Source organism: Aeromonas molluscorum 848 (assembly GCF_000388115.1).
Lineage (GTDB): Bacteria > Pseudomonadota > Gammaproteobacteria > Enterobacterales > Aeromonadaceae > Aeromonas > Aeromonas molluscorum.
This window is the reverse complement of sequence record NZ_AQGQ01000278.1, coordinates 1-1,996: the sequence shown is the minus strand read 5'-3', so window position 1 is coordinate 1,996 and position 1,996 is coordinate 1. Positions and strand designations below refer to the sequence as shown.

Annotated in this window: 2 protein-coding genes; both read right to left on the bottom strand. The window is 65.1% G+C overall.

Annotated features, from left to right (window positions below):
• The coding region (locus G113_RS19920) for an ABC transporter substrate-binding protein (protein ID WP_330216953.1) at nt 1-1,119 on the bottom strand (1,119 nt) is incomplete at its 3' end.
• The coding region (locus G113_RS19915; protein ID WP_161618931.1) for a dihydrolipoyl dehydrogenase family protein at nt 1,014-1,996 on the bottom strand (983 nt) is incomplete at its 5' end. The genes G113_RS19920 and G113_RS19915, both read right to left, overlap by 106 nt.

Below are 1,996 nucleotides of genomic sequence, written 5' to 3'. Positions count from 1 at the left end.
GGCTCGGCCTTGCGAGCCGTGGGCGGCGGGGCTGAGCAGGAAGTTGGCCACCACCTTGGCTCCGGCGCGGGCCGTGGCGTTGAAGGGAATGGCCAGGAAGTGGCTGTTGGTCAGTGCCCCCTTATACATGGCGACCGCCTTGACACCGGGAGGCAGGCTGCCTGTCTCCACCGAGCTCAGGGCCTCCTGCGGATTGAAGCTGATGGCCATGGCCAGTTCGCCATCATCGAGCAGTTGCTTGGTCTCGGCGGCGCTGGCCGGGAAGGCCTTGCCTTGACGCCACAGGCTGGGATGCAGAGCCTCGAGGAAGAGCCAGAGCGGCGCCGTGACTTGGGCAAAGGCGGCGTTGGTCGCCGGGCGATAGAGGGGGGACGGATCGGGCGCCAGCTCCAGCAGCATCTGTTTGAGGAAACTGGTGCCGTGGAACTGGGGCGGCTTGGGGTAGCTGAACCGGCCCGGGTTGGCCTTGGCCCAGGCAAGCAGCGCCTTGGCCGAGCGCGGTGGTTCAGGCACCTGGTCGGTGTCGACCATGAAGTTGAGCTGGCCCAGTCCCCAGGGCGCTTCCAACCCCTCGACCGCTACAGTGAAGTCTTTGTCGACCGGCAAGCTGGGGTCGACCAGCGCCATATTTGGCAACTCCTGGCTGAAAGGGGCACCGAGCAGGCCGTTGTCTTTGAGGGCCTTGAAGTTCTCGCCATTGACCCAGAGCAGGTCGACGGGGCCTCCCCGGGTCTTGCCTGCCTGCTTGCCCGCGAGCAGCTGACTGACGCTGGGGGCGATGTCATCCACCTTCACCTGCACCAGGGTGAGCCGATAGTCGCGCGCCAGCTCCTTGGCTGCCCAGCCGAGGTAGCTGTTGATCTCAGGGCTGCCGCCCCAGGCGTTGAAATAGACCGTCTGTCCACGGGCCTCGGCCAGGGTCTGCTGCCAGTTGATGTCGGAAGAGGCCTGGGCCTGCCAACCCCAGAACAGGGCCAACGCGGCCATGCCGTAACCAAGCTTGCCAGAGGTCATCATGGCTCCTTGTGGTGAGTGGAGGGCTGGGCCGGATCCCGCAGGGGAGTCGGGCCTGTCTGCAACGGATGTTGTCTGGCATCGAGCTTGCCACGGCGGCGCCAGTGGTGGTAGCGGGCCAGCCAGGGCAGCAGGGCCTCGGGTTTGTGGGCCTGTTTCCACTGGCCAGCCACATACTTGTTGCCCTCCATCAGCGTGGGGTAGGCGTGAATGGTGCCCAGTACCTTGCCAAGGCCCAGCTTTTGGCGCATGGCCAGGGTGAACTCAGCGATGCGCTCCCCGGCATGGGGGCCGACGATGGTGGCGCCCAGGATCTTGTCTTTGCCAGGGGCGGTCAGCACCTCAATGAAGCCCTGGGTTTCACCATCGGCGATGGCCCTGTCCAGCTCTTTGAGTTCGAAGCGGCTGGTTTCAAAGGCAATTCCCTGTTCTTGCGCCTCCTTGCGGTTGAGGCCGACGCGGGCCACCTCCGGGCTGGTATAGGTGGCTGCCGGGATGACGCGATAGTCCGCCTTGACGCGTTTGAACTGGCCAAAGAGGGCATTGACCGCGGCATACCAGGCTTGATGCGCGGCGAAATGGGTGAACTGGTAGGGGCCGGCCACATCGCCCACCGCCGATATGCTGGGGTAGTTGGTGGCGAGGAAAGCGTCCACGGCTATGGTGCCGCGAGGGGTCAGCTCGACCCCCAGCGCTTCCAGACCAAAGCCGGTAACATTGGCCACCCGGCCCAGGGCCAGCAGCAGCTGATCTCCCTCAACTTCCAGGCGCTGATCCCCCCGGCGCAGGTGCAGGCGGATCTGGCCTTGCGTCAGGGATTCGACCCGCTCGGCACGCCAGCCAATCAAGAGTTCGACCCCGTCATCCTTCATCTGAGCTTGCAGCAACTCGGCCACCTCGCGCTCCTCCCGGGGCAGGAGTTGATCCGCCAGCTCGATCAGGGAGACCCGGATGCCGAGTTGGGCAAAACTCTGGGCCAGCT